Origin of the sequence: Oceanobacillus sp. HCA-5259 (assembly GCF_037892815.1) — a bacterium.
Lineage (GTDB): Bacteria > Bacillota > Bacilli > Bacillales > Amphibacillaceae > Oceanobacillus > Oceanobacillus indicireducens.
This window is the reverse complement of record NZ_JBBKBV010000007.1, coordinates 26311-53001: the sequence shown is the minus strand read 5'-3', so window position 1 is coordinate 53001 and position 26691 is coordinate 26311. Positions and strand designations below refer to the sequence as shown.

General features: G+C 38.4%; 25 protein-coding genes. 21 read left to right on the top strand and 4 right to left on the bottom strand.

What is annotated here, in order from left to right; all coding sequences use genetic code 11:
- Positions 1-79 precede the first annotated feature (79 nt).
- From WKU33_RS06315 to WKU33_RS06260, 12 genes are all read left to right on the top strand, one after another.
- Complete coding sequence (locus WKU33_RS06315; protein WP_340453744.1) at positions 80-1648, top strand: BCCT family transporter; 1569 nt, start codon at positions 80-82, stop codon at positions 1646-1648.
- 289 nt (positions 1649-1937) lie between these two features.
- Complete coding sequence (locus tag WKU33_RS06310; RefSeq protein WP_340453743.1) at positions 1938-2681, top strand: metal ABC transporter ATP-binding protein; 744 nt, start codon at positions 1938-1940, stop codon at positions 2679-2681.
- Positions 2682-3539 (top strand): metal ABC transporter permease, encoded by an 858-nt coding sequence (locus WKU33_RS06305; protein WP_340453741.1) that lies wholly within the window; start codon positions 2682-2684, stop codon positions 3537-3539.
- 314 nt (positions 3540-3853) lie between these two features.
- Positions 3854-4819 (top strand): metal ABC transporter solute-binding protein, Zn/Mn family, encoded by a 966-nt coding sequence (locus tag WKU33_RS06300; protein WP_340453740.1) that lies wholly within the window; start codon positions 3854-3856, stop codon positions 4817-4819.
- Positions 4820-5160: 341 nt separating this feature from the next.
- Entirely contained in the window at positions 5161-5712 is a 552-nt protein-coding gene (locus WKU33_RS06295) for a sulfurtransferase TusA family protein (protein ID WP_340453738.1), read from the top strand.
- Between the two features lie 12 nt (positions 5713-5724).
- On the top strand, positions 5725-6120 hold the full coding sequence (locus tag WKU33_RS06290; RefSeq protein ID WP_340453736.1) for a DsrE/DsrF/DrsH-like family protein: 396 nt from the start codon (positions 5725-5727) through the stop codon (positions 6118-6120).
- 80 nt (positions 6121-6200) lie between these two features.
- On the top strand, positions 6201-7328 hold the full coding sequence (locus WKU33_RS06285) for an MBL fold metallo-hydrolase (RefSeq protein ID WP_340453734.1): 1128 nt from the start codon (positions 6201-6203) through the stop codon (positions 7326-7328).
- A gap of 54 nt (positions 7329-7382) precedes the next feature.
- On the top strand, positions 7383-7610 hold the full coding sequence (locus tag WKU33_RS06280) for a sulfurtransferase TusA family protein (RefSeq protein ID WP_340453732.1): 228 nt from the start codon (positions 7383-7385) through the stop codon (positions 7608-7610).
- A 271-nt stretch (positions 7611-7881) separates the two neighbouring features.
- Entirely contained in the window at positions 7882-8661 is a 780-nt protein-coding gene (locus WKU33_RS06275; RefSeq protein WP_340453730.1) for a sulfite exporter TauE/SafE family protein, read from the top strand.
- A gap of 17 nt (positions 8662-8678) precedes the next feature.
- A complete protein-coding gene (locus WKU33_RS06270) occupies positions 8679-8975 on the top strand; it encodes a rhodanese-like domain-containing protein (protein WP_340453728.1) in 297 nt (98 codons plus the stop codon).
- A gap of 4 nt (positions 8976-8979) precedes the next feature.
- Positions 8980-9339 carry a rhodanese-like domain-containing protein gene (locus tag WKU33_RS06265; RefSeq protein ID WP_340453727.1) on the top strand — a complete coding sequence of 120 codons (360 nt, stop codon included), beginning with the start codon at positions 8980-8982 and terminating at the stop codon, positions 9337-9339.
- Positions 9340-9467: 128 nt separating this feature from the next.
- Positions 9468-9704: a glutaredoxin family protein gene (locus WKU33_RS06260; RefSeq protein ID WP_340453725.1), complete on the top strand. Its 237-nt coding sequence runs from the start codon at positions 9468-9470 to the stop codon at positions 9702-9704.
- Positions 9705-9851: 147 nt separating this feature from the next.
- Here WKU33_RS06260 and WKU33_RS06255 read toward each other — a convergent pair whose 3' ends face one another.
- The gene (locus tag WKU33_RS06255) at positions 9852-10157 is read right to left on the bottom strand and encodes an iron-sulfur cluster assembly accessory protein (RefSeq protein ID WP_340453723.1); all 306 of its coding nucleotides are present in this window, start codon (positions 10155-10157) and stop codon (positions 9852-9854) included.
- Positions 10158-10266: 109 nt separating this feature from the next.
- Positions 10267-11460 carry an ROK family transcriptional regulator gene (locus WKU33_RS06250; protein ID WP_340453721.1) on the bottom strand — a complete coding sequence of 398 codons (1194 nt, stop codon included), beginning with the start codon at positions 11458-11460 and terminating at the stop codon, positions 10267-10269.
- 260 nt (positions 11461-11720) lie between these two features.
- Between WKU33_RS06250 and xylA the strand changes: the two genes are divergently transcribed.
- The 8 genes from xylA (at position 11721) to WKU33_RS06210 (ending at position 23142) form a co-directional block, all read left to right on the top strand.
- On the top strand, positions 11721-13046 hold the full coding sequence (gene xylA / locus WKU33_RS06245; protein WP_336252962.1) for a xylose isomerase: 1326 nt from the start codon (positions 11721-11723) through the stop codon (positions 13044-13046).
- Between the two features lie 34 nt (positions 13047-13080).
- Complete coding sequence (xylB, locus tag WKU33_RS06240) at positions 13081-14580, top strand: xylulokinase (protein WP_340453718.1); 1500 nt, start codon at positions 13081-13083, stop codon at positions 14578-14580.
- A gap of 100 nt (positions 14581-14680) precedes the next feature.
- Positions 14681-16123, top strand: a complete 1443-nt coding sequence (gene xylE, locus WKU33_RS06235; RefSeq protein ID WP_340453716.1) for a D-xylose transporter XylE — start codon at positions 14681-14683, stop codon at positions 16121-16123.
- 535 nt (positions 16124-16658) lie between these two features.
- Positions 16659-18350: an acyl-CoA dehydrogenase family protein gene (locus tag WKU33_RS06230; protein ID WP_340453714.1), complete on the top strand. Its 1692-nt coding sequence runs from the start codon at positions 16659-16661 to the stop codon at positions 18348-18350.
- A 139-nt stretch (positions 18351-18489) separates the two neighbouring features.
- Positions 18490-19386, top strand: coding sequence for an NAD(P)-dependent oxidoreductase (locus WKU33_RS06225; RefSeq protein ID WP_340453712.1), 897 nt, complete (start codon positions 18490-18492; stop codon positions 19384-19386).
- Positions 19387-19493: 107 nt separating this feature from the next.
- Positions 19494-21005, top strand: coding sequence for a CoA-acylating methylmalonate-semialdehyde dehydrogenase (locus tag WKU33_RS06220; protein ID WP_340453710.1), 1512 nt, complete (start codon positions 19494-19496; stop codon positions 21003-21005).
- 17 nt (positions 21006-21022) lie between these two features.
- The gene (locus WKU33_RS06215; RefSeq protein WP_340453708.1) at positions 21023-21808 is read left to right on the top strand and encodes an enoyl-CoA hydratase-related protein; all 786 of its coding nucleotides are present in this window, start codon (positions 21023-21025) and stop codon (positions 21806-21808) included.
- Positions 21809-22095: 287 nt separating this feature from the next.
- A complete protein-coding gene (locus WKU33_RS06210; RefSeq protein ID WP_340453707.1) occupies positions 22096-23142 on the top strand; it encodes an enoyl-CoA hydratase/isomerase family protein in 1047 nt (348 codons plus the stop codon).
- Positions 23143-23297: 155 nt separating this feature from the next.
- Here the strand turns inward: WKU33_RS06210 and WKU33_RS06205 are convergent, their stop codons facing one another.
- Both WKU33_RS06205 and yidA read right to left on the bottom strand, forming a co-directional pair.
- A complete protein-coding gene (locus WKU33_RS06205; RefSeq protein WP_340453704.1) occupies positions 23298-24539 on the bottom strand; it encodes a cytochrome P450 in 1242 nt (413 codons plus the stop codon).
- 291 nt (positions 24540-24830) lie between these two features.
- Positions 24831-25646, bottom strand: coding sequence for a sugar-phosphatase (yidA, locus tag WKU33_RS06200; RefSeq protein ID WP_336252954.1), 816 nt, complete (start codon positions 25644-25646; stop codon positions 24831-24833).
- A gap of 313 nt (positions 25647-25959) precedes the next feature.
- Between yidA and WKU33_RS06195 the strand changes: the two genes are divergently transcribed.
- Positions 25960-26442 (top strand): ribonuclease H-like YkuK family protein, encoded by a 483-nt coding sequence (locus WKU33_RS06195; protein WP_442946198.1) that lies wholly within the window; start codon positions 25960-25962, stop codon positions 26440-26442.
- Positions 26443-26691: the final 249 nt, after the last annotated feature.

Genomic DNA, 26691 nt, shown 5'->3' with positions numbered 1-26691 from the left:
TATACTGTTATCGTTAAATTAAGCTGGGACAAGTGCTCTGACCCTCTGTCCCAGTTTACGAAGAGGATGAAACTTTAATATGGGTGGAAAACAAAAACAATTCTCAAGTGTATTTACTTATGCATCTATCATTGTTGGAATATTAGTGCTTTTGGGCGCTGTATTCCCTGAGCAATTTGGAGATATTGCTGGTGCTATTGCTTCATGGATTTCAGACACGTTTGGCTGGTATTATATGACCGTTTTTACGGTGATTTTAGTCTTTTGTATATTTTTAGGTATTAGCCCGATCGGCAAACTAAAACTTGGTAAGCCACATGATGAACCTGAGTTCCATACGGTATCCTGGCTTACGATGTTGTTTAGTGCAGGGATGGGGATTGGACTTGTCTTTTACGGCGCATCAGAGCCACTTTCCCATTTTCTCGCACCACCTAGTGCTGAGCCCGAAACAACGGCTGCTTTGGCGGAAGCAATGAAATCAGTTCTTCTGCATTATGGATTTCATCCGTGGGCGGTTTATGGCATTGTTGCACTTGGATTAGCTTATGCACAGTTTAGAAAAGGTGAGGTTGGTTTAATATCTAAAACGTTGCGTCCAGTCTTAGGAGATAGGGTAGATGGTCCAATTGGAACGATGGTTGATGTGCTAACCGTATTCGTAACCATTATTGGAGTAGCTGTTTCTTTAGGCTTAGGGGCGATGCAAATTAATGGTGGGCTGAACTATCTCTTTGGTTTACCATACAATCAGCTGGTTCAAGGTATCATCATTGCCGTTGTAACTGTATTATTCATCTATAGTGCATGGAGCGGAATCAGTAAAGGGATTCAATATTTAAGTAATTTAAATATGATCTTAGCTGCTCTCTTACTTATTGCTTTCTTAATTCTTGGGCCCACGTTATTTATTCTTAATATGATGACGTCGACGACTGGTGCTTATCTTGATTCATTAATATTTAACAGTTTGGACGTTGCGCCATTAGATCCACAAAAACGAGAATGGATGCATTCATGGACGATCTATTACTGGGGCTGGTGGATGAGTTGGAGTCCATTTGTAGGTATATTTATTGCAAGGATTTCCCGTGGCAGGTCGATCCGGGAATTTGTATTGGCGGTACTCCTCGTTCCAACTTTGGTAAGTATCCTTTGGTTCAGCGCATTCGGTCTGACTGGTATTGATGTAGCGCAATCTGCACCGCAGATATTTGACATGCCACCTGAGACTCAGTTGTTTGGAGTTTTAAATGAACTGCCTTTAAGCCTCCTATTATCAATTCTTACGGTTATACTTATAGCATCGTTCTTCATTACTTCTGCAGATTCTGCCATATTCGTTCTAGGTATGCAGACAGCCTTTGGAACGTTAAGTCCAGCAGGATTTATAAAAGTGATATGGGGACTAGCATTGTCGGCAATCGCATTTATATTACTGCTAGCCGGTGGAGAAACGGGATTAAATGCATTGCAATCTGCAGCAATCATCTCCGCATTGCCATTTAGTGTCGTCGTTATATTAATGACGATATCACTTTATAAAGATGCCAATCAGGAGAGGAAATACTTGGGGCTAACCATTACCCCAGATAAAAAACGCTGGAGAGAATATATAAACAAAGCAAAAAACGAACAAGATAAATAAAAAATCGGGGCATAGGGGTTGGAAGCAGTCCCTGTGTCCCTGTTTTATAAATGAATGATGGAGATGGATTGAGTCGGCAAAAGAACATATTATTCATGGTTTTTGCAAAAGTATAGGCGCCCTTTATCTAAAGTTGCCATAGGCAAAATTAGTTGTTGACATCAAACTGCAAAAGGAATATAATAAAATTATATAAAAAAAGCAAGTTTACTTTTTTTTACCCATTTGTTGCACATGGGAAACTTTTGTTTCCGCGGCTAATTCGATGGGTATATCGGAGGGAAAATGTATGGCTAATAAAATCTCTGTAAAAAATATAAGTGTATCTTATGTAGATAAAGAAGTTGTGAAGAATATTAGTTTTACTTTTAATGGAGGAAGCCTAATTGGAATATTGGGACCAAATGGTGCAGGCAAGTCAACACTAGTAAAAGCAATGCTTGGATTAGTTTCGACTCAATCTGGCGAGGTTGAAATTGATGGACAGCCAATTCATAAACAGAGAAAGAAAATTGCATACGTTCCGCAACGTTCGAATATCGATTGGGATTTTCCAATCATTGTAAAAGATACGGTGCTATTAGGAACGTACCCGAAGTTAGGATTGTTCCACAGACCTAAAAAGTCGGATAAAGAATGGGCAATGGCTTGTTTGGAAAAAGTCGGAATGCAGGATTATGCCAAAAGTCAAATTGGTGAATTATCTGGCGGTCAGCAGCAACGTGTGTTTTTAGCACGTGCATTAGCACAGAATGCTGATTTCTTATTTCTGGATGAACCATTTGTTGGGATTGACGTTGCGAGCGAAGAAATCATCATCAATATCCTAAAAGGTCTAAAAAATGAAGGGAAAACGATATTCGTCGTCCATCATGACTTAGCAAAAGTAAAAGATTATTTTAATGAGATTATTATCATCAACAAAGAGTTGTATGGTGCAGGATCTGTAACAGCTGTCTTTAAAGAAGAGATAATGAAAAAAGCTTATCAAACGAAATTTCAGATGGCTGGTGGATTGGAGGTTGGAGTGTAAGTGCAGTTCATCCAAGATTTACTAAACTACGAGTTCTTACAAAAAGCATTTGTCACCTCGATTCTTGTAGGAATAATCTGCGGGATTGTAGGAAGTTTCATTATCCTCCGCGGCATGGCTTTAATGGGAGATGCTATATCCCATGCCATTTTACCCGGGGTTGCGATTTCTTATATGCTTGGCATTAATTATTTTTACGGAGCTGTCGCGGTAGGTATATTAGCAGCATTTGGTATAGGATTTATTGATCAACATAGTCGGATTAAAACTGATTCATCGATAGGGATCGTTTTTTCCGCTGCGTTTGCACTGGGAATTGTATTAATAACAGCAGCCCAAAGTGCAACGGATTTAACACAGATACTATTTGGAAATGTATTATCTGTTCGGAGCACCGATATGTGGATGACGATAATTGTTGGTATTATTGTGATCACAGCAGTCTTGCTGTTTTTTAAAGAAATACTCGTTTCCAGTTTTGATGTGACGATGGCACAGGCTTATGGATTAAAGACACGGATTATCCATTACGGTATTATGATATTACTAACACTTGTCACGGTTGCTTCCTTACAAACGGTAGGAGTTATTCTTGTCGTAGCAATGTTGATTACTCCGGCATCAACAGCTTATTTACTTACAAATCGATTATCGATCATGGTTATTCTTGCAGCATTTTTTGGTGCATTAGCTTCTGTGATTGGGTTATATATAAGCTTCATGCATAATATGCCGTCAGGGCCTATTATCGCTTTAGCGGCGACAGGGATATTCATCCTAGCATTTTTATTCGCTCCAAAGCAAGGTCTTATCTGGCGTATGTTGAAGACAACAAGAAGCAGGACTGCAAAAAACTAATATTGAAAAGTTGCACACTATTCCAGCCGGATGATCTATTGTAAATCAGAACAGATATTTTTATGTTATTTCAGCTGAATTCTAGTGTAATGTACAAATTCACTACCATTTAATTATAATTATACGTTTGCGGCTTGACATGAAGCCTCTGCGGGCATGGATTGTTGTGAAAGAGGAAACCGGCTAAACCCCGATTTCACAAGGCGTAAAGCCTACCATGCCCGCCTCTCCATGTAAAGCCGTGTCACGGGATTTTTGTTGGCATTTTCCAAACTGGAAACTGTGCTAATGTGAAGGGAGAATATGAGAAAAAAATGAAACAGACAAGAAAAAAGGTATTAGGATTAATCCTAGCAAGTGTGCTTCTATTTGTATTAGCAGCTTGCGGAAGTGAAGAAGGAAATGGGGCAGGTGATTCGGAAGGAAACACCGATAAACCATTACAGGTTGTTACATCCTTTACGATTATTGAGGATATGGCGAAGGAAATTGGTGGAGATAACGTCGAAGTGCACAACTTGGTCCCAACAGGAACGGATCCTCATGAATATGAGCCGCTTCCCGAGGATATTAAGAAGGCGTCAGATGCGGATATCCTATTCTATAATGGAATGAATTTAGAAGGCGGCAGTAATGGATGGTTTATGAAAATGATTGATTCGGTTAATCAGGATGAAGATAAAGTCTTTAGTTTAACCGAGCGAGTTGAACCGATGTATGTCGGTAAAGATCAAAAAGGTGTGGAAGAGGAAGTCAACCCACATACCTTTATCGATCCCGTTGTAGGTATCTATATGGCTGAAGATATGAGGGATGCATTAATCGAAATCGATCCCGACAACGCGGAAGAATATAGCGAACGGGCGGAAGCGTATCTCGAAGTGTTGAAAGAAATCGATAAAAAATATGAGGAAAAAATAAATGAAATACCCGAAGAAAAACGTATTCTTGTGACAAGCGAACAAGCCTTCCAATATATGACAAACCGTTATGGGTTAGAAGAAGCTTATATTTGGGCTGTAGATACGGAGGAAAACGGGACCCCACAACAAATTACATCACTTGTAGATTATCTCAAAAAAAATGATGTTCGTACTCTATTTGTCGAGTCGAATGTGGACACGCGGCCAATGGAAACCGTATCAAATGAAACGGGAATCCCAATTTATGAAAAGCCTATTTATTCAGATGAAATCGGCGAGAAAGGCAGCGAAGCAGATACGTATGTTAAATATTTGGAATATAATATTGAGGTAATTTCGGATGGATTAAGTGAGTAAGGAACATCGCTTTGAAAAGATGAATATACCCCAGTTAGTAGAGAAGCTGCTGACTGGGGTTTTTTGTATATTGACTACGAATCAATCTTGCTAAAGTTGAAGCTTGAAAAGTGATGTAAAAAAGTAAAAGCTTAAAGAGTTGACTTTTTACCCTGCGGGGTATATGATGAGTCATGAATTGGTTTTCCGCTAAGCTAAATCAGCGGGAAATGAATGAAAGACATCTATGAAACGTCGTTATAAAAAACGACTATTTTATTACCATCAAATATACCTATACAGGTATAGGATGGATGTCTGTATTATTATTTTAAAAAAATAATACCGAGGGGGGTAAATGCGTGATTAAAGCAGATCATCATTTGGATGCAAAGGCACTTGCTTGTCCGATGCCAGTTGTAAAAACTAAAAAAGCAATAAATGATCTGAAAGAAGGTGTTGTTTTGGAAGTTCAGGCAACAGATAAGGGATCAAAAGCAGATTTGGCTGCCTGGGCAAGTTCTGTTGGGCATCAATATTTAGGAACAGTGGAAGAAGATGATGTACTTTACCATTACATCCGCAAAGGTTCGGATGAGCCAAAAGTGGAAAAAGCATTCGAACGGATTATTTCCTTTGAGGAATTAGAATCACGTGACGGTTTAATTTTAGACGTGCGTGAAGAGGCGGAATATGCGTTTGGTCATATAGAAGGTGCTAAGTCCATTCCGATGGGAGAACTGGAATCCCGCATGAAGGAATTGGATAAAGATGAAGAGATTTATGTGGTTTGCCGCACCGGTAACCGCTCTGATTTAGCTGCACAGCTTTTAGCTGACAATGGTTTTACAAAAGTGTATAACGTTCTGCCAGGTATGAATGGATGGAACGGGAAAACAATAAAAGAATTTTAGGAGGAATGTATGATGTCAGAAAAGGTAGCGATCATTGCAGCAAACGGTGGATTGTTTGATGCGTACAAAGTATTTAATATTGCAACAGCGGCAGCAGCTTCAGAAAAAGAGGTCCAAATCTTTTTCACATTTGAAGGGTTAAATTTAATTCATAAGCAAGGAATGCACCATTTAGAAATGCCAGCTGGGAAAGAACATTTTGCTGAAGGATTCGAAAAAGCAAACACTCCTACAATCCCAGAGTTAGTGGAAATGGCACAGGAGCTTGGTGTTAAATTTATTGCTTGTCAAATGACAATGGACGTCATGGGACTTACAAAAGAAGATTTCGTAAATGGAATCGAAGTTGGTGGGGCTGTAACATTCATTGAATTCGCTAAAGATGCTGCACCGACATTAACGTTCTAAATTGAAAAATTTCATGCAGTGGAGAATTTCTCCACTGCAAAAAAATCAACAAAATCATACCTAAGGGGGTAACTGAGAAGATGACAGTACAAAAGTGGACAGCAGCAAAAGTTGCTAGAAAAGTTATTGATAATGAAGAGCTTTTTATTTTGGATGTACGTAATGAAGATGCGTTCCAAGATTGGAAAATTGAAGGTCATAAATTCGAATATTTAAATGTTCCATACTTTGAATTGTTAGATGGTGTGGAAGAGATTCTACCACAACTTCCAACTGACAAAGAAGTTCTCGTTGTTTGTGCGAAAGAAGGGTCTTCAGTGATGGTTGCCGAAATGTTAGCGGAAGAGGGCCGTGAAGCAGCTTATCTTGAAGGTGGAATGAGATCTTGGAGCAGCTATTTAGAACCTGTAAAAGTAGCAGACTTAGATAATGGTGGTGAGCTATACCAGTTTGTCCGACTAGGGAAAGGTTGCCTCTCTTACATGGTAATCTCGGAAGGAGAAGCAGCGATTGTTGACGCAGTGCGCTTCACCGATGATTTTATAAACTTTGCAAAAGAAAAAGGTGCAGAAATCAAACACGTATTTGATACACATTTACACGCAGACCATATTTCAGGTGGACGACATATTGCAGCTGAAACAGGTGCAACTTATTATTTACCACCAAAAGATGCGACGGAAGTAGTGTTTGATTATACAGCTCTTACCGATGGTTTAAATGTTAAAGTTGGTGCATCCCAAATTGACGTTAGTGCACTATACACACCTGGTCATACGATTGGTTCAACTTCTTTCATCATTGATGATCAGTTTTTATTGACAGGAGATATTTTATTTATCGACTCTATTGGACGTCCGGATTTAGCCGGACTAGCGGAAGATTGGGTAGGGGATTTACGTGAAACATTATATTCTCGTTACCGCGAGCTTGCTGAAGAGCTAGTGGTGTTACCTGCACATTTTATGATCATCGATGAGTTAAATGAAAATGGTACCGTAGCAAGACGCTTAGGAGAGTTATTTAAAGAAAACCATGGCTTAAATATCGAAGACGAAGAAGAGTTCCGCCGGACTGTGACAGATAACTTACCACCACAACCAAATTCACATGAGCGAATTCGTCAAGTGAATATGGGTAAAATCATCCCTGACAATGACGAACAAACCGAAATGGAAATTGGTCCAAATCGGTGTGCGGTTCGGTAAGAATTTACGAAGATATTGGTTCCAAACGATCTTAAATAATAAAGGAGAAATACAATGAATATTACGAAAACATTAGATGCGAAAGGTCTTGCATGTCCAATGCCTGTCGTTCGAACAAAAAAAGCTATAGATACGATTAACTCTGGTGAAATACTTGAAGTGCTTGCAACAGACAAAGGTGCGCTAAGTGATATTACAGCTTGGGCAAAATCCGGAGGGCACACTTTACTAGAGCAGAAAACAGAAGATGATATTCACTATTTCTATATTCAAAAAGCATAATGAAAACCAAATAGCGAGTAGAACCCTTACTCGCTTTTCTAGTAGTATAAGAAAATATAAAATACAAATGCTGATAACTTAGGTATCGAGGGCTAGCCACGTCCGGCTCCAGCGCCCAGCAACTATCAAACTTCACACTCCTCCAATCGATAAGTCAACATCAACTCACTATCGTTCGTTGTGTTTCCTTTATCTCATTCCGGAGTGCTCCAGTTTGTACGTTGCTAAACGGGCGCTTACGCCTTTGTCCTTTTAGAAAGAAGGTTGCTCCATGGATTTAACGTTTATCATCGTAGTATTTACAATCGGATTTATTGGATCATTTTTATCCGGAATGTTAGGGGTCGGCGGTTCTATCATTAAATATCCGATGCTTTTGTACATTCCTCCATTATTTGGTTTAGTTGCCTTCACCGCACATGAGGTGTCGGGAATAAGTGCCGTACAGGTGCTGTTCGCATCTATCGCCGGAGTATGGGCATACCGTAAAGGTGGTTATCTAAATAAGCAGCTCATCATCTATATGGGAGGAGCTATCTTAATCGGTAGTTTGATTGGTAGTTATGGTTCTGTATTTTTATCAGGACAAGCAGTAAATATTGTGTACGGTGTTTTAGCAATTATTGCTGCTGTGTTGATGTTTATACCGAAAAAGCAAGTAGACGATATGCCGCTTGATGAAGTGACTTTTAATAAGCCGTTAGCAGTTATGCTGGCTTTAATAGTTGGAATAGCATCCGGTATCGTAGGCGCTGCAGGTGGATTCCTGCTAGTACCTATTTTGTTGACAGTGTTGCATATACCGACGCGAATGACAATAGCAACAAGTTTAGCTGTTACTTTTATATCTTCTATCGGAGGCAGTGTTGGTAAACTTGTTACCGGTCAAGTAGATTACTCGCCAGCATTAATTATGATTGTCGCGAGTCTCCTAGCTGCACCACTCGGAGCAAAGGCCGGCAAGAAAATGAATACCCGAATTTTACAAGTTATTTTGGCGGTTATGATCGCAGGTACCGCAATAAAGATTTGGTTTGATATTTTAATCTAATTAGGAGGTAATTTTAAATGAAAGAAATTACAGCAAAGGAATTAGAAAGAAAACGAGATGCAGGTGAAAAGTTAAATATCATCGACGTAAGGGAAGATGAAGAAGTGGCGATGGGAATCATTCCGGAAGCAAAACATATTCCACTAGGACAAATTCCAGAGCGTCTAAATGAATTGAATAAAAATGAACATTACTATATGGTCTGTCGTTCCGGTGGTAGGAGTGGAAGCGCATGTGATTTCCTAATCCAGAACGGCTACAATGTAACAAATATTGTTGGAGGCATGCTTGATTGGGAAGGAGAAGTGGAGTAACAGAATGAGCGTGATTCAGTGGATTATATTAATTGTTATTATTGCATTTTTCGGATTTCGCTTTATGCCGGTAAAAGGTATTATGAATATAAGTGTTCAAGAAGCTAAGAATAAATTCAAGGATCATAATGTGCAATTCATTGATGTCCGTACACCTGGTGAATATAAAGCAAATCACCGCAAACCTTTTAAAAATATTCCGCTCTCTAATCTAACTAGGGAAGCGGGCTCGTTAGATAAGGAAAAAGAAGTAGTCGTTATCTGTCAAAGCGGAATGAGGAGTGCAAAAGCAGCAAAAATCCTTAAGAAACAAGGGTTTCAAAAAATATCCAATGTTAAAGGCGGCATGGGTGCTTGGATTTAAGAAAGGAAGACTCTTTACAGGAAATTGCTGCTGATATTAATAATAGATTAATCGGTTGTATTGATAAGAGCAGGTAGTAATGTAAAGAGGAGAAAATGTATTGCAACTTAAAAAATGGAGGTTTTATAATGGAAACTAATATTACGGTGTATACAACAACACAATGTCCTTATTGCAAAATGGTTAAAGATTTCTTAGATGAAAAAGATATTCCTTTCAAGGAAGTGAATGTTGAGAACGATCCAACTATGATGCAAAAGGTTGTTGAACAAACGGGACAAATGGGAGTTCCTCAAACAGAAATCAATGGAAAATGGATTCTTGGGTTTGACCCGGAGAGAATCCTAGATGCGATTGAACGATAAAGTGAAACTTCATTCAGTGGAGGCTTACCTCCCCACTGAATGTTAGAAATATGAAATGAAAAAGGGAAGGGTGAGTAAGTATCACTCTTCCTTTTTTGTATGCGTAAGCGCATGAATCACTCATGCACCTACTCTATTTGCTAACTCTTAATGATGGACATGTCCACCTTTTTTCGGATTCGTAATCGTAAATCCTGGATGGTCGCCGACATAGAAATATTGAATGAAAATACCATCAAGAAAATCTTCACGGCTATCAAGTAATATATCGATTTCCTTATCTGTTTTCACGATTTCATCATGTTCTTTTGGTGTGTCAAGGCTGATGCCATAATGAGCATGATTACCGTGCATTTCTGTAATGTATACACGAATCATTTTACCCTCCGCTTCCTCAGTTGCACGAATCTTATTTAATTCCTTCGCTGCATTACGATTAATTTTACATCTCATAGAAAAATCTCCAATCTCTAAAGTTGTTATTTTATTATCTCATGAAATTTGCGTGGATGTCATTATTTTTGATAATAGCGATGGATAAGGATTCTCTAGCTTTTTTCAGTTATACTTTAGTTATTTTATTCTCTGAGAAAAAGTTGGTAATCGCAATCGAAGTAGCACCTAACGCGGTTGATAAATTATCAAGGGTTGAAAAACGAATTTCAGTATTTTGATGATGATAGACGGATAATCGTTCTTCAAGGATCCGGTCAATTGGATTCATGAGCCAATTCTTAAACCGAGCCATCCTATTACCAATAATAATAGCGTCTGGATTAAATGTATTAATGATATTGGTGATACCGACTCCTATATATTCCCCCAATATATTTAATAACTGTAATACTTCTCCGTTACCTTTCTGTGCCTCTTCGAATAGATAGTCCAATTCAAATTCCACATCAACATCTTCATTTAAAACATTGTGTTGTTTTGCCATATTTATAAATGCACTTTCGGAAGCATATAATTCCCAGCATCCGCGATTACCACAAGAGCATCTTCTACCGGACGAATCAATTGTAAAATGCCCCATTTCTCCGGAAATTCCCGAAGATCCTTTATACAGTTGATTATTGATAACGATTCCTGTACCAATTCCTATTCCAATACTAATGTAGATTTGATTTGGCAGGTTCTGACCTGCGCCGTGCAACTGCTCGCCATAAGCCCCTGCGTTTGCTTCGTTTTCTATAAAAGTTGGAATGGAAAAGCGCTCTTCAATTATTCTTTTCAAATCAACATCTTTCCACTTCAAGTTTGGGGCAAATTGTATTTTTTCGTTAGGATCTATTTGTCCAGGTGCACCGACTCCTATTCCGATAACCCCATACTGACTTTCGGGAGTGTTACGAATCAGTTTTTCAATAACGGAAAAAATATTTTCTGTCACATCGTCAATGCTTAGTGAGTGTAGCCCAATCGTTGTTTGTTCGATAATATTTCCGCTTAAATCAGTTAGGACTCCCAAAACATAATTAACACCTAAATCAATTCCAATCGAGTATCCTGCAGTGTGATTGAAATAAAGCATGACAGGCTTTCTGCCGCCACTGGACTTTCCAGCACCAATTTCTTGAACAAAGGATTCTTTTATCAGTTCAGCAACCATCGTTGACACCGTCGCTTTGTTCAATCCAGTTTCCTTCGCTACCTGTGCTCGGGAAATAGGCCCTCTATTTTTGATTGTTTGAAAAACAATTGATTTATTAATTTTCTTTACAAGACTTTGATCTCCGGTTCGTAGTAACTTCATTCATTATTCTCCTTAATTATCAATATAAACAATATAACATATTATTATATCTTCTAAATCATTTTTTAAAGAAAGTTTAATCATTATACTAAGATTTATTAAATTGTATATTTAACTATAACATAATCACGTATAAGTGCTATAATTAATAAATTTTCATTTGACAACGATTTCACATAGTGATAATCTTAGTTTATAGGTTAAACAAAGATGCGAATTATTTCTATGCATCTTACAAAATTTGAGAGGAGATTATCATAATGACTTACTTTGCAAACGTTGACAAAATTAAATTTGAAGGGCCGACTTCGAAAAATCCTTTAGCCTTTAAGTTCTATAACCCGGAAGAAAAAATTGGTGACAAAACAATGGAAGAAATCCTACGTTTTGGAGTAGCTTACTGGCATACATTTACGGAAGATCTGTCCGACCCATTTGGAGTAGGGACTGCTCTCCGCCCCTGGGATAAATATACCGGGATGGATTTAGCGAAGGCACGAGTAGAAGCAGCATTTGAATTCTTTGAAAAGCTGAATGTACCATATTTCTGTTTCCATGATATCGATATTGCGCCGGAAGGAAGTAATTTACGAGAATCTAATAAAAATTTAGATACGATCGTTGAAATGATTAAAGATTATATGAAAGATAGCAAAACAAAACTGCTTTGGAATACAGTGAATAATTTTACGCATCCACGCTTCGTACATGGTGCGGCATCAAGTAATAATGCGGACGTATTTGCCTACGCTGCAGCTAAGGTTAAAAAAGGATTAGAAGTTGGTAAAGAATTAGGTGCTGAAAACTACGTGTTCTGGGGAGGCCGCGAAGGATACGAAACATTACTGAATACAGATATGAAATTGGAGTTAGACAACCTTGGCCGTTTCTTCCATATGGCTGTCGATTATGCAAAAGAGATTGATTTCGATGCTCAATTCTTAATTGAACCAAAGCCAAAAGAGCCGACTACCCATCAATATGATTTTGATGTAGCAAGTGGTTATGCATTCTTGCAGCGCTATGGTCTTGAAAATGAATTTAAATTTAATATAGAAGCAAACCATGCAACACTAGCTGGTCACTCGTTCGAACATGAATTACATTATGCAAGAATCAATAATGTCCTAGGTTCTGTTGATGCGAACCAAGGTCATCCACTATTAGGCTGGGATACGGATGAATTCCCGACCGATCTATACTCTACAACGCTAGCGATGTACGAAATTTTGAAAAATGGTGGCTTAGGACGAGGGGGATTGAATTTTGATGCGAAAGTGCGTCGAGGTTCCTTTGAACCGGAAGATTTATTCCATGCTCACATAACAGGAATGGATAGCTTTGCAGTTGGACTAAAAGTTGCTCAGAAGTTATTAGATGATAAAGTGCTTGAAAATATTGTGGAAGACCGTTACAGCAGTTTTACAGAAGGAATCGGAAAAGATATTGTAGACGGTAAAACAGACTTCCATAAATTAGAAGAACATGCATTAGGTTTAACGGAAATTAAAAATAAATCTGGCCGTGAAGAGCAAATTAAAACAACGATCAACCAGTATCTATTAACAGCATATGCGGAAAAGTAGGGCATAGCTGAATGATAAATGAGGTGGTATTCCTATGAAATACGTTATTGGAGTTGATTTAGGAACAAGTGCAGTGAAAATCCTCCTCGTTAACCAACTGGGGGATGTTGTTCAAGAAGTTTCAAAATCCTTTTCCCTAATTCAAGAAAAGACAGGGTACAGTGAGCAAAATCCAGATGATTGGGTGCGTCAGACAGTCCGAGGGCTGTCTGATCTCCTAAAGGATTTTGCAGGTGATCCAAAAGATATTGAAGGAATTAGTTTTTCCGGGCAAATGCATGGGCTTGTTTTGTTAGATCAAAATAATGAAGTATTACGCCCCGCGATTCTTTGGAATGATACTCGTACCACGGCAGAGTGCAAAGAGATTTATGAGAAGGTTGGGAAAGACCGTTTATTAAGCATTACAAAAAACCTTGCTTTGGAAGGGTTTACTTTACCTAAGATTTTATGGGTGAGAAAACATGAACCAGAAATTTTTGATCAGGTAGCTACGTTTGTTTTGCCGAAAGATTATGTCAGGTACAAGCTCACAGGTAAGCTGCAAATGGAATATTCCGATGCTACAGGTACACTTTTATTAAATGTTTCTGAGAAAAACTGGAGTGAGGAAATCTGTAATTTGTTAGGTATTGATCGTAAAATTTGTCCTCCATTAGTAGCATCTCATGAAGAGGTTGGAGCAATTTCTAAAGAATATGCTGAGCGCACGGGCCTTGCTGCATCTACACGTATTTTCGCAGGCGGAGCTGACAATGCTTGTGGGGCAATCGGCGCCGGTATCCTAGAAGAAGGAAAAACAATGGTCAGTGTCGGAACCTCCGGGGTTGTCTTAACCTACGAAGCAAGTGGTGATAAGGATTTTGCGGGGAAAGTTCATTACTTTAATCATGCAGCACCAAATGCTTTTTATACCATGGGAGTTACACTTGCGGCAGGTCACAGTTTAACTTGGTTTAAAGATACATTTGCCAAGGATGTAGATTTTGATGAATTATTAAAAGATGTAAAACATGTACAGCCAGGATCGAATGGCCTTTTATTTACCCCATACATTTCGGGCGAGCGGACACCTCATGTTGATGCAAATATAAGAGGAAGTTTTATTGGAATGGACAGTTCCCATGATCGAAAACATTTTGCCCGTGCCGTGATGGAGGGAATTACTTTCTCGTTAAACGAATCGGTGGAAATTTTCCGTGAAAATGGGAGAGAAATTAATCGGGTTATTTCTATTGGTGGCGGAACAAAGAATGAAGATTGGTTGCAAATGCAAGCGGATGTGTTCGATGCTGAAGTTGTGAAACTGGAGAGTGAACAAGGGCCTGGTCTTGGCGCGGCTATGCTTGCTGCTGTAGGGTGTGGTTGGTTTGATTCTCTGAAGACTTGTGCTGAACAGTTTTTAAAAGAAGATAAAATTTATTATCCAATTAAAAAGAATGTGAAGAAATATAAATTGTTATACAAGCTTTATCAGGAAGTTTATGCAGCGACAAAATCATTGAATCAAAATCTAATACAGATGAGACATTAGATTGGAGCATTCGTATAGACAACTAATCGTCTTTAAAAATCGCGTTCAGAAAGGGGAGATAAGGGTCAGAGCCACCTGAGGAATGCTCTGATCGCTCATTATGAAAACGAATACTAAATCATATAATAGCTCCTACATCATTTCAATTACATTGATTGCAACACTAGGTGGATTACTGTTTGGTTATGACACAGCAGTTATTTCCGGTGCTGAGCAATCAATCCAATTATATTTGATTGACAGTCTTGGTTTAAGCTCTTTGGTACATGGCTTAACAGTATCCAGCGCATTAATCGGTTGTATTATAGGTGGTTTAATATCTGGTTATTTCTCTAATAATTTGGGAAGGAAAAATTCATTAATTATTGCTGCAATTTTATTTTTCCTTTCTTCATTAGGGTCAGCTTATCCAGAATTCTTGTTTTTTAATATCGGTGAACCAAGTATCAGTTTACTTATTACATTTAATATCTACCGAATTATCGGAGGTATTGGAGTAGGGATGGCATCTGCGATTTCTCCCACATATATTGGTGAAATTGCTCCTCAAGAAATTCGTGGAAAGCTCGTATCTTGGTACCAGTTTGCTGTAATCTTTGGTCAGTTGGTTGTTTATTTTGTTAACTGGAGTATTGCGAAAGGTCAACCAACAGCATGGGTCAATGATATTGGCTGGAGATTCATGTTTGCTTCAGAAGCGATACCAGCATTATTATTCTTTGCTTTATTATTCTATGTTCCAGAAACACCTAGATATTTAGTATCAAAAAACAAAGGTGATCATGCTTACAAGGTTTTAGAGAAAATTAATGGCTCTAAAGAAAAAGCGAAAACGGTACTAACTGAAATTAATAAATCATTAAGTACATCAGCCGCTTCTGGTAAACTGTTTTCTTATGGTAAGACTGTTATCGTTGTAGGTATTCTACTTTCCGTATTTCAACAGTTTGTAGGTATTAATGTAGCCTTATATTATGCACCACGTATTTTTGAAAGCATGGGTGCTGGCCAAAATGCCTCCATGATGCAGACGGTAATCATGGGAATGATTAACGTTATCTTCACCGTGATCGCTATCCAGACAGTAGATAAATTGGGAAGAAAACCATTATTAATGATAGGATCTATTGGTATGGCCATCGGAATGTTCGGGGTTGCTTTACTTTCCTATAATGGCATGTTTGGTATCTGGACATTAATCTTCATCATTTTCTATACAGCTTCCTTTATGATGTCCTGGGGTCCTATTTGTTGGGTACTCTTATCCGAAATATTCCCTAATAAAATTAGAGGACAAGCTATGGCATTTGCAGTTGCAGCACAGTGGGCGGCAAACTTCTTCATTTCATCGACGTACCCACCGATGATTGAATTTAGTGGCCCATTGACATACGGATTCTATGGTTTGATGAGTGTTCTTTCCGCAATCTTTGTATGGAAAATGATACCAGAGACAAAAGGTAAATCATTGGAACAATTAGAAGGAATCTGGAAAAAGAAAGAAGCAGGAAAAGTTGAAGTAAACAAAGTGAATGGTTCATAAAACATCAGCAGCGACTAATCCAGTCATCATTGTTAAATAGCAGTGATGAACTGGATTTTAACTTATATTCGAGTGACGCCGGATTTTTGATACAGATTTTTATAAGAAATCCAAATTTGTTTTACTTCCCTTCATTTGAATTGTTTATGTAGCCTTGCAATGATAATCTCAGTGTTCATTGTGATATTGAGTAAATCTATGGCTAACAATCAAAAATATATATTTTCTTTACTTTATATTTACTTATACAATTGAATTATCCAAATATAATAATCATTTACAGTGAGGCCATGTATTTCTAACGGGAGAAAGGGGTCAAAGAGGGCAAAATAGGGTTCATTAAATATATTTCTATATGTACTAACCCTAGACTGAATTTACTTGACTTTCAATTGCGGCTTAGCTGATATGCGTAACAGTGTAAAAATATCTCGGCAGTTACAATCCCCTGTATTCATGTTCATCCAGTTTTTGTGCGATGGAATGACCGCTGAGACAATTATGCTAGGAAGATGAATAAGTGAGGAGGAAGAAAATGGGAAGGAACCAGTCTCTTTCTAACAGTCAATCAATTTTTCCCAATGCGACGCCATCTTGTTTTTCGGAAAAGAGCGAAGAGGAGACACTCATTGCTAAAACAATTGAACAGTTTCTTGAAAAAAACGTAATCCCGAGATTAAATGATTTAGAGGCCCATGATTATCAGGCCATAAAACAGTTATTTTCACAGGCGGGTGATCTAGGACTGCTTGGTGCGGATGTCCCAGAAGCCTATGGGGGATTGGCAATGGGGAAAAAAACGGCTGGTTTAATTGCTGAAAAAATGGGTTTTGGGGGATCGTTTAGTGTTGCTTTTAATATACATACGGGTGCTGGCACATTACCATATGTATATTTTGGTACAGAAGAACAGAAAGAAACCTATGTAAGTAAACTTGCTTCGGGGGAGTGGATTGGTGCTTATGCTTTAACAGAGCCTGGTTCTGGTTCAGATGCTTTAGCTGCAAATACAACAGCCATACTGGATACGGAATCTGAAGAATGGATTTTAAATGGTGAGAAACAATGGATCACGAATGCTCATGTAGCAGATGTTTTTGTTGTATTTGCGAAAACGGCTGCGGGTATGACCGCATTTATTATAGAAAGAAAGTTATCAGGTGTTTCAATTGGACCTGAAGAAAATAAGCTGGGAATTAAAGGCTCTTCTACTGCGACACTTATCTTAGAAGATGTACGTATCCCAAAAGAAAATGTATTAGGCAAGGTTGGAAAAGGACATCATATTGCACTTAATATTATGAATTTAGCTAGGTTGAAGCTAGCATTTGCGAATATTGGTACCGCGAAACAATCCCTGGAGCTAGCGGTTAACTATGGAAAAGAACGTAACCAATTTCAACAACCCATTACTAACTTTACAATGATTCAAGAGAAAATTGCTAATATGATAGTCGCTATATATGGTGCGGAAAGCGCTGCTTACTATACAGCTAATTTACTAGACCAAATTGATTCACACCTTGAGGGTGGCGAAGATATAGTAAAAAAATTATCTAATTTTGCGATGGATTGTGCAATTAATAAAGTATACGCATCAGAAAAACTGGATTGGATCGTGGATGAATCATTACAAATCCATGGCGGTTATGGTTACATGCAGGATTACGAGATAGAGCGATTATATCGGGATGTGCGGATCAATAGAATTTTTGAAGGAACGAATGAAATTAATCGATTAACCATTACAAAGTTCTTTTTAAATAAATATGAAAAAGATTCATCGCTAATCGGGCAGGTGGAACGAATTGATCAACAAGGGGATAAATCCTTTGTCCAGCCGTCGGAAAGTTTACTATTAATCATTATGAAGACTTTACTTAACTTGGATAAAGAAATGCTTCAAAACGAACAGGAATGTTCACGTCTATTAGCAGATGTTATTCAAGAATTATATGTGATGAAAGCAGCAGTGTTACGTTGTGAGAAAGCCGCAACTAATCAGTCAATCCAAAAACTGATTACAGAAACATTATGTGAAGAAGGCTACCGCAATATAGAAAGAGCAACGGTATCGATTATTGCATCTATTGTGTCAGATAAGTCAGCTAAACAAAGAATATTCGATGAAATAAAAGCCTTACCAGTACCTCTTTATACAAATTTATTTGCAAAAAAACGGAAACTAGCGATGGAAGCTGTTGATCATCAGGGCTATTTTATTTAAAAAACAGCTGAGAGTAATGTCTGAAAGATTCGTAAAAACTGTATGGGGAATGTTGTAAGGAGTTAAAACATAGCTCAAATAATCGTATCCGCATTTATAAAAATTAGAGCGCTTTCATATGAGGTGAGGAGTGATTTTAATGGAAACGGAAAGGATAGGTTTTCTAGGCTTAGGGAACATGGGGTTTCCAATGGCAAGGAATCTGCTAGAAGCTGGATACACTGTGTATGGTGTTGATGTAAACAAGAATAGTGAGGAACTATTTTCCCAAGTTGGCGGTAAGGTAGGGTATACCGTGGAAACACTACCAAGTAAAGCAAATATAATATTTACGAGTTTGCCAACACCTCAAATCGTAGAGAATGTTTACTTAGGCACGGATGGTTTGATTGAAAATGCAGTTACACCTTTGACTTTAATAGATTTAAGCACGATTTCACCAACCTTAAATCAAAAGATTGCAAAGGCTGCACAAGAGAGAGGAATCAGGTATCTGGGTGCCCCTGTTAGCGGCAGCGTTAGTGGAGCTGAAACAGCAACGTTGACTATTATCGCTGGTGGAGAAAAAGAGGTATATAATTTTGCCCTCCCGTATTTTGAAGTAATCGGAAAGAGTTTCTTTCATGTTGGGGAAGATCATGGTTCAGGTTCGATTGTTAAGTTAATTAATAACCTTATGCTTGGTATTCATTCACAGGCCGTTGCGGAGGCCTTATCTATAGCTGATCAGGCGGGTCTGGAACATGATATTATATATGAAGTTATTGATAAATGTACCGGGCAGAGCGCTGCTTTTACTCGAAATTTTAAAAACTTTATTGCTCAAGACGAATATGGCGAAGGAGCTTTCACGAACGCACTCTTACTAAAAGATTTAAAACTTGCCAAGGAAGCATCTGACAATCTTAGTGTAAAATTGCCTGTAGGAAACACGCTTATAAAATATTTGGAAGAAAATATAAGTAACTATACCGATAAGGATATCTCATCGTTATATCTCTTGTTAACAAATCAAGAAACAAAAATATCGCAATGAACGGCATTCAGATTGAAAACGAGATGCTAACCTAAGATGATGTAGTATGAATAATTGATTGGAAAACACGTTATAAAGTATTCTAATTATAATAGGAGGGCTGGGTAATGGGGACGGTAACACTCGATGAAGTAACCCACTATATAAACGGACAGAAAGTTAAGGGGGAAAATGACAAATTCGGATATGTTTATAATCCTTCAACAGGTCAAAGGATTGCAACAGTTCCTTACGCTTCTATAAAAGAAGTAGATGAAACTGTACAATTGGCCAAAAAGGCGGCTGAAAAATGGGGTGCAACTTCTGTTAGTACAAGGATTCAAATCCTTTTTAAGTTTCGCGAATTGTTAGTAGAACATACCGAAGAATTAGCAAAATTAATTGGGAAAGAAAATGGAAAAACAATTTCGGATGCCAAGGGTGAAATTGGTAGAGGAATAGAATCGGTTGACTTAGCAATTGGGGCACCACATCTAATAAAGGGTGAACACTCTGTTAATGTTGGCGGGGATATAAATGCTTACTCGATGAAACAGCCACTAGGTGTTGTTACATGTATCTCACCATTTAATTTTCCAGTCATGATACCGCTCGCAATGAGTGTGATGGCAGTTGCGGTTGGAAATGCAATGATTTTAAAACCATCTGAAAAAGTACCCTATTCTGCTTTGTTCTTGTCCAAACTTTGGGAAGAAGCAGGGTTACCGGATGGTGTGTGGAACGTCGTAAACGGAAATAAGGATACTGTAAACGCAATAGTTATGCACAAAGATGTAAAGGCAGTTAGTTTTGTCGGCTCTACGAAGGTGGCAGAAGTGATTTATGAAACGGCTACGAGACATCATAAAAGAGTTGCTGCCTTTGGTGGGGGTAAAAACCATATGGTAATCATGCCAGATGCAGACATTGATAAAGTGGTTGACTCATTTGTTGGAGCCGCTTATGGATCAGCGGGGCAACGATGTATGGCAATATCCGTCGCGATGCCTGTAGGAAAGAAAACGACTGAGTTATTTACCAAAAAGCTCAGAACAAAGGTAAAAGCTTTAAAGGCAGGTTCGTATGATGATAAGGATGCTGATTTTGGCGCCTTAATTAGTAATGATGCCAAACAGGAAATATTACGAGCGATTGATGAAGCGGTAAATGAAGGTGCGAATATTGTTGTAGATGGCAGAAATCCAAAAGTAGAAAATAAGGAAGGTTTTTACCTGGATGCAACACTGTTAGATCATGTAACACCTGATATGAACATATATAAAGAAGAAGTATTTGGTCCAGTTCGCGTTATCGTTCCAGTTGAAACCCTTGAAAAAGCAATAGAATTAATTAATGATCATCAATTAGGTAATGGTGCAACGATATTCACAAATAATGGAAGATCCGCACGCGCATTCACACAAGAAATTGAAGTTGGGATGACTGGTGTCAATGTTCCGATACCAATTCCAGTGGGTTATCATAATTTCGGAGGGTGGAAAGATTCCAGATTTGGAGATGGGCAAATGTTTGGTCCAGATACTGCCCGTTTCTTTACAAAAATGAAAACAGTATCGGAAAGATGGTTTGATTGGGAAGATACGACTAATGAAACGAACTTTGATTTTCCAAGTAGCTGAACAGGGAGGATATTTCAATGGATTATCAACATTTAGCCTTGACAATCGAAAGTAAGATTGCAATGGTAGAAATAAACGCCCCACCTGCAAATACTTTATCTACAAAATGTATTACAGAATTACGTACAGTAGTTAAAGATTTAGCAAGTATGCAAGACATACAGGGAATTATAATTACAGGTGCCGGGCGTTTCTTTGTTGCTGGTGCTGATATAAAGGAGTTCGTACCTGCCCTCGGTGATGAACAAAAGGGATTAGCAATGTCAGAAGCAGGTCAGTCACTTTGTAATGAAATAGAGGCATTACAGAAACCTGTCATCGCAGCTATTAATGGCCCGGCATTAGGGGGCGGTATGGAGTTAGCGATGGCATGCCATTTTCGGATTGCTTCAGAAAAAGCTGTTTTCGGGCTTCCCGAACTGAAACTCGGTTTAATCCCGTCATTTGGTGGAACGCAGAGGTTGAGTAGAATGACTAGTACAGCGACAGCTCTAGATTTAATCCTTACAAGTAAACAAATAACGAGCGATAAAGCGCAAGCACTTGATATTATACAAGTTGTTGTCCCCTCGGAAGAACTTTTATCCACCGCATTAACAGTTGCGAAATCGTTTGTTGATGGAAAAAGTATGACAAGTGTAAAACGAGCAATCGAGTGTGTGATAAAAGGAAATAATGAGACCTTAGAAGACGGTTTAGCAAGAGAAAGCAAACATTTCGGAGAACTTTTCTTAACGGCAGATGCAAAAGAGGGTGTTGAAGCTTTCATCGAAAAAAGAACGCCTAAGTTCAAACATTTATAAGGGAAGAGGGATAAAGGAGAACTGAGTGCTATTTTATCACGTATTAACGGTCTGTAATCCCCCCAACTGAATGAAGTTTCACTTTATCACGTATTAAAGGTCTGTAATATCCCCCACTTCTAATATGAGGGAAGCCCAACATGTGAAGGTGGGGGAAATACAGTCCGTAAATGCCTGACTCTGTTCAACAAACATTCGGTGGGGAGGTAAAGAATTCCCCACTGAATGAAGTTTCACTTTATGTCCGTAGTCCTCTTATCCTATGAAAATGAAGGAGTGTTCACGGCATGGATAATGTTTTATTTTCTATGAATGAGAACGGTGTTGCAACGATTACATTGAATCAACCGAAATCAATAAATGCTTTGACACACGATATGCTTGCGGCTATTAGAGAGAAGCTTCTAGCATGGGAGCAGGATGATATGATTTGTATCATTATTCTCAAAGGTGCTGGTCCCAAAGGCTTTTGTGCCGGTGGAGATATTAAAGCATTGTATCAAGCGAGAGAACAACATCCAGATGCATTACAAGCGGCGAAACAATTTTTCACTGTGGAGTATCAAACCGATAAACTTGTAGCGCAATATTCTAAACCGATCATTGCCTGTCTGGATGGGATTGTTATGGGCGGGGGTGTTGGATTATCCTATGGTGCAAGTCACCGCATTGTAACAGAGCGGACAAAGTGGGCCATGCCGGAAATGAACATTGGCTTTTTTCCGGATGTTGGGGCTGCCTACTTTTTAAATAAAGCTCCAGGCTACATAGGCCGTTATTTGGCATTAACAGCGACCATTTTGGGCGCGGCTGATGTCCTATATATAAAAGGTGCTGATCATTTTATCCCAAGTGATCGGTTACCAGAGTTATTTAGTCAAATCGAGGCGACAAATTGGCATCATCGAAATAAGGAAGATGCACTTCAGGGGCTACTGCAATCTAAAGCTATTTATCCTGAAACGGATGGTGAATTAGCTATTTTACAACCAACAATTGATAAGCATTTTTCTTATTATACAATAGAAGAAATCGTAGAATCGTTAGCAGCTGATCCAAGTGAGTTTGCAGTAAAGACAAGGGCAACATTGTTATCCAAATCACCTGTTTCCCTGAAAGTTACTTTAGAACAATTAATTAGAGGAGAAGAAAAAACACTTGAAGCATGCTTGCAAACGGATTTGCTACTCGCGCGAAACTTTATGCGTCATAATGACTTTTTTGAAGGTGTTCGTTCCGTTCTTATTGACAAAGATCAAAACCCACAATATGAGTACAAGCAGCTAGCTAGTGTGTCGAAGGAATTAGTCAATGAATTTTTCGAGAAATCATAAAGAGGACTTTCCTGTTAAAGTGTTTGACGAGGATAAGGAGGAAATATGGAATAAATCGGTAGAAGAATTATGAGGAAATGAAGTGTAAGAATAGTACCGCCAAATAGTCCTTCGATAGGAAAGGCTGTTTGGCGGTTACAATTAAAGAAAGGAATCTATTTTTTTCTAACGTTATGCAGCGCAATTTCAGGTGTATTTGGAATATCATTCACGCTTAAACTTAAATCTTGCTTTGGAATGTTGTAATCCATATGATTAACTAAAAAATCCAGGCTTGTTTTCATAACTTCTAATGTCACCCATTCTCCGGCACAGCGATGACCGAGATAATGATCGCCGCCACCCTGAGGGATGAAGGAGAAAGGACTGTCGTTCCAATTTCTAAACCGTTCGGGATTGAATATGTCTGGATTATCCCAGATTTTCGGATGATGGTTCGTGCCGTAGAGATCTAATAAAGTTAGCGTACCTTCTTTAAACGTAAAATCTCGCCATATGAAATCATTTTTTACAACCGCGACTGCAACCGGGAAGAAAGGATAGGCTCTCCTGACTTCTTGAACAAACATCTTGGCATATTCTTCGCCGCCATTTTTGATTTTTTCTAGTTCTTTCGGATGCTCGTACAATGCTAAAACAAGAAAATTGATATAGACTGCATTAGCAACAATCGGACGGATGATGTTGAGCATTTCAACTGCCGCTATTTTAGGGTCTAAATAGTTTCCCTCAAGATCTTTATGCCAAGAAAATTGGTACAAAGCGCTAGGTTCAGGTGGATTGATTTTGCCGTCACGCACATCTTCTACAAGACCGCTCATCCATTTCTCCAACTTGTTTCGGTTTCTTCTTCCGGCCCAATGTGCGGGACCGACACTAGCGGCAGACTCAAATAACGTCCCGATCTCATGCGTCAATTTGTCCATATCCTTTTCCACAATGACTCCAGCCCAGAGGCAAGAGGTACGTGTCAATACTTCTTCAATTTCTTTATAAAAGATTACCTCATCCATTTGTTCCCACTTTTCTATTGCCAGCTGCAATTGCTGTTTAAATAGTTGATTGAAATGTTGCAGGTTTTCGCGGGACATGATTGACATAAACATTGCTTTCCGATGTTTATGTGCATCTCCATCGAGCCCTTGAACACCGCCTTTACCGAATAATGTTTCTTTTATCCGGTTGGGAGCAGCTCCTTCCCGTTGAAATTTACCCTCATCATAGAAAATTTCTGCTGCTTCCTCACCGACTAAACAGATGGTGCGCTGGCCAAGCAGACGGGTTTCAAACACATCAGAATCAAAACGATCCTGCCGGTTCATGATGTACATGTATCCGTCTTTCAGTACATTTAGTGTGTTATCCAATCCAGTATCACGTGGCATTTCGCGACTCATGTAAATCACTCCTATAGATGCAATAATAATGAAAAACTTGTTCTATTATTGATAATATCCTTTCAGACTTCCTGTTAAACAAAATCTCTCCTATCTCCTAAAATTATGGGTAGAAAAATGAATTATATGCACTTTATGGAGGAAGAATGGCGTCTTTCATATAACAGAGAGAAATAAAAAAGCGGACCACTAGTGGTTCGCTTTTTTGATGTTGGGGTATAGAATTGGGACAAAAGCTCTGACCTCATGTCCCGCTCGAACTGGGACAAGTGCTCTGACCCCGTGTCCAGATTATGCTTTTGCGAGGAGGAGTTTTTGGATGGCGTGGGCTACTCCGTCTTCGTTGTTTGTTAGGGTTTGAAAGTCAGCAACTTCTTTTAATTCTGGGATGGCGTTTTCCATTGCAACTCCGCATCCGGCATATTCAATCATTGACTTGTCATTACCATTGTCACCGATTGCCATGATTTCCTCTTGCTTAATACCGAGATTCTCAGCCAATCGTTTTACGGCAATTCCCTTCGTTGCTTTTAAATGGGTGAATTCCGAGAAATGTGGTGCACTTTTTACCATTGCATACTTGTTCGCGAGCTCTTTTGGTAAATGTTTAAGTGCCTCACTCAGTTTCACTGGCTCATCGATAAACATAATATTCGGTATCGATTGCTCTTGTGGAAATTCATCAATTGGACAATATTCTAACGTGATATCATTCAGATAGGATTCAAGTACCGTGTATTTGCTGATTGTTTTATTAGGAGTATAAAGCTTCTCATGATCAAAGTAGTGCATCGGTATGTTCAATTCCATACTCAAATCATGTAGTTCAACAAGATGCTTATATTCAAGAGAGAATTCAGAGACAATTTCTCCAGTGTTTGTATTTTCGGTATAAGCACCATTATATGCGATTGCATAATCGTCTTCTTCATTTAAACCTAAATCGGCTATGTACTTTCGCATCCCAACAATTGGTCTGCCCGAACACAGTACAATTTTCGTTCCATGTTCTTTTGCCGCCCTTAATGTATCTTGTGTCTGTTTAGAAACTTGGTGATGATCGTTTAATAACGTACCGTCCATGTCAATTGCAATTAATTTATACATCTATACGCTCCCTTCTTTTTATGCTGCCTTCATTATACGATAAACTTAGCTGAATATCATTTCTCGCACTTGCTCATAATTTACTTATAAAGTGAAACTACATTCAGTGGGGAATTCCTTACCCCCCACTGAATGTTAGTTGAACCGAATCAGGAATTTACGGGTATTAGAGATAGTTAATGCGTGATAAAATAAGCAACTATAATTGAATCAAAGAATATAAGTGAACATATTTTAGAAACAAGAGGAGGTTATCATTTTGGAAAAATTCCAGTTGTACAACTTCGCTTTTGAAAACTTAAGCAGGAAAAATATGTCGTTTCAAGAAGTGTTTCAGCATGTTAAAAGTTTCATGGAGAAGGATCGATATGGCAATTATAAACTGATGTTTGGGACAGATTCCCAGGTCCATCCGACATATACGCGTTTTATTACAGGGATTGTTATTCAGTGTGAAACAAAAGGAGCATGGGCTTGTATTCGGAAAGTAATTGTTCCAAGAAGAATGGATCACCTTCATGAACGGATTTCTTACGAGACAACGTTGACGGAAGAAATTGTTGGGTTGTTTACAGAGGAACGCAAGAATCAGTTGATTGAACTTATTTTGCCGAATATTTATCGGGGCGCATCATTAACGATTGAAGGGCATATTGACATCGGATCAGGTAATAAAAATAAAACGAGAATCTTTGTAAACGAAATGCTTGCACGTATGGAAGCACTTGGAATTGAAGCAAAGATTAAACCGGAAGCATTTGTGGCAAGCTCTTACGCGAATCGATATACAAAATAATTTTTTAGAGAAAAAATAAAATATTATATAGCGCTTTAAAGCTTTGTACATAAGGCTTTATTGAGAAAAAGCAAGTTCATTAATAAAAAATTTTCACTCTTTTTTAAAAAAGGTGTTGCATTATTATTTAAAATCGAATAGACTGTATTATAACAAAGGAACAAAAGTTAAAATTGTTATATAAGAGGAGGGGCGAACATGAACAAACATGAACAAGTATCGTGTCCAGAATGTGGGCAGGAAGTTGAT